A 1,984-nucleotide genomic window follows, 5' to 3' on the forward strand; every position below is an offset into this window, starting at 1 on the left:
GTGTTAAATGTCAACTAGATTTGCCGCCCGCATTGCCTCACGTTAGATGTAACCTTGACAAGCATCGTTGCCTCACGAATAATGTCACCCGACGTGATTGAATCTAGAGAGCGTAGGGTGTCTCGTGAGGTCCCTGATGAGTTATCGAGCGAAACGTGAATTGTTGGCGCAGACGGCACCACGTTACCAGGAGGCCAGCCATCAACAGAAGTCGGTCATCCTCGACGAGTTTGTCGCGGCCACGGGCTATGCCCGCAAGTACGCCATTCGGTTGCTGACCAGCCCGGTCGTCGCTCCTCGTCCCGCGATCACCCGGTCGCGTGAGCGACGCTATGGCCCAGAGGTACAGGCGGCCCTCCGGCTCGCATGGGAGGCAACCAACTGCATCTGTGCCAAGCGCCTCGTGCCCTTTCTTCCTGAGTTGATGCCGGTGCTCGAACACCACGGTCATCTGAAACTAACCGATGAGGTGCGGAGCCAACTCTTTACCATCAGTCCCGCCACGGTTGACCGGATCCTCAGCCCGATCCGCCGCGACCCTGCCCTGCGCGGGATCAGCACGACCAAGGCGGGCACGCTCTTGAAGCATCAAATCCCGGTGCGCACCTTCACCGACTGGGATGACGCCAAACCCGGCTTCTTCGAGATCGACCTGGTGGCCCACTGCGGCGGGAACGCCGAGGGTGCCTTCCTCTCCACGCTGGTGCTCACCGATGTCGCCACCGGCTGGACGGAGTGCCTGCCGTTGCTCAACAAGGGCCAGCACGGGGTCATTCAGGCCATGTCCCAGGTGCGGCAACTCGTGCCCATGCCGCTGGTTGGCATCGATAGTGACAACGGCAAGGAGTTTCTCAACAACGAGTTGCTGGACTACTGCGAGCGGGAGGGCATTACGTTTACGCGCGGACGGGCCTACAAGAAGAACGACCAGTGCTTTGTGGAGCAGAAAAACGGGGCGATTGTCCGTCATTTCATCGGCTACGACCGCTACGAGGGCGAGCGCGCCTATCGGCAACTGACCGAGGTGTATCGGGCACTGCGGCTCTACGTGAACTTCTTTCAGCCCTCAATGAAGCTGAAGGAGAAAACGCGCGATGGTAGTCACGTCCAGCGACGCTACGACGCCGCCCAGACACCCTTCCAGCGGCTCCTTGCCGCCGAGGTCGTGTCGGACGAGCAGCAGGCCCGCCTCACGACCCTGTTTGCGGGGCTCGACCCGGTGCGCTTGCTCCGCCAGATCGACCGGCTGCAGGATGCGCTGTGGCAGTTGGCAATCGTGCCACGCGCAAGCGAGCCAGCCCGCACGCCGACTGCGGCACCGGTCACGTTCCACGGCGCAGCGTGTGGGTTCGGGGAGCCGGCGGATCCCGGCGCAGCAGAACAGGAGCCACCCGCAGGGGAGGGTGGCGCACCAACCCGCCAGAAGCGGAAGTATCGCCGCACGAAACCAGATCCGGTGCCCCATACCTGGCGGACGCGCCCAGATCCGTTTGCCGACGTGCGCGTGACCATCGTTGAGCGTCTGGAAGCCAATCCCGAACTGAGCGCCAAGCAGTTGTTCCGGGAACTTCAAGCTGCGCATCCCGGCCGATTCCCTGACGTGCAGCTCCGGACGCTCCAGCGCCGGGTGGCGGCATGGCGGGCACAGGCGATCCTGACGTTCCACGATCAGTGGCTGGCCGAAGACCGGCTCCAGACGCCGCCTGATCTTCGCGGGATGGTGGATGAATCGGCTGATGCGGGCACGCCGGAGGTCGCTCATGCCGCCGACTGAGCGGTGTCAGCAGGGGGATGCCTGCTGCCGGAGGGCCAACGCGGCAGGTCGCACCAGCCTACCACGCCGCTCAAGGCCAAGCCGAGCGCGCGATGGGCCATCTGATGGAGGCGCTTCGCGCTGCGGTTCATGGTGGCCCCCGCGCGGCCTTGACCTGGCGTGGTCGGGTGCTCCTGACCGCCGCGCAGCCCCCACCCGGCTCGCGCACCC

The 1,984-nt window shown here is 64.3% G+C and carries 2 protein-coding genes; both read left to right on the top strand.

What is annotated here, in order from left to right; translation table 11 throughout:
• The first annotated feature begins 136 nt into the window (after window positions 1-136).
• On the top strand, window positions 137-1,774 hold the full coding sequence (locus tag EKD05_RS25405; protein ID WP_129678431.1) for a DDE-type integrase/transposase/recombinase: 1,638 nt from the start codon (window positions 137-139) through the stop codon (window positions 1,772-1,774).
• Window positions 1,775-1,791: 17 nt separating this feature from the next.
• The coding region (locus EKD05_RS26605; protein ID WP_205704092.1) for a hypothetical protein at window positions 1,792-1,984 on the top strand (193 nt) is incomplete at its 3' end.

Source organism: Candidatus Chloroploca sp. Khr17 (genome assembly GCF_004138165.1).
Classification (GTDB): Bacteria; Chloroflexota; Chloroflexia; order Chloroflexales; family Chloroflexaceae; genus Chloroploca.